The organism is Candidatus Thiosymbion oneisti, assembly GCF_004359955.1.
GTDB classification, from domain to species: Bacteria; Pseudomonadota; Gammaproteobacteria; order Chromatiales; family Chromatiaceae; genus Thiosymbion; species Thiosymbion oneisti.
Map to the genome: position 1 here is coordinate 1 of NZ_SMSC01000127.1, position 622 is coordinate 622.

Here is a 622-nt window from a genome sequence, read left to right on the forward strand (position 1 = left end):
GGCCAAGTATCTGCGTGGCATCCAGGCTGCGCGAGCGGTGTTTGTAGCCAAACAGGCGGCGTGATGGGGTTGAGTCAGATTGCGAATCGTCTTTACCGATGCCCGCCGTCGCCGACCTTTCATCATCGATGCGGTCGTTGTCTTACCCGATCACCTTCACGCGGTGTGGCCCTTGCCTTTGGGGGCTGACGGTTTCTCCACCTGTTGGCACGACATCGAGGCACAGTTCTCGGCCCGGATTCCGAAAGTTGTAAAGGAATTGGGTCTGGAATGACCGATGCGGCGGGATGCGCTGCGCTTTCCCGCCCTACGGTCCTGATCGTGTAGAACGGTACAGCCTGCCTCGATATCGGACAGCCCTTTCTCGATCTCCTGCTTCACATGCACCTTGTATATACTGTTTGCGTAAGGTCGAGAGGTAGGAACAGGAACGGATAATCGCGAAGGAAGGCTCCGGTTCCTTAGCTGTCAAGTCCCGCCAGATTATAGACACGTTTTTTGAACAGCTTTGGCTGTTTTTGATACCAGCTTTTCATGGCTTGAAGGGGCGGGATGTGACCCAAGGCCTTTTGTGGAATGTGTTGATTATAGACCTGGACGTAACGTTTGATGGTGTCGGTCA

The 622-nt window shown here is 54.3% G+C and carries 1 protein-coding gene and 1 pseudogene; one reads left to right on the forward strand and one right to left on the reverse strand.

Annotation, left to right across the window (positions count from 1 at the left end; genetic code table 11):
- Window positions 1-79 precede the first annotated feature (79 nt).
- A complete protein-coding gene (locus E1958_RS19730) occupies window positions 80-274 on the forward strand; it encodes a hypothetical protein (RefSeq protein ID WP_089725802.1) in 195 nt (64 codons plus the stop codon).
- A gap of 187 nt (window positions 275-461) precedes the next feature.
- Here the strand turns inward: E1958_RS19730 and E1958_RS21525 are convergent.
- Window positions 462-622, reverse strand: a pseudogene (locus tag E1958_RS21525) (IS481 family transposase); the annotation flags it as partial.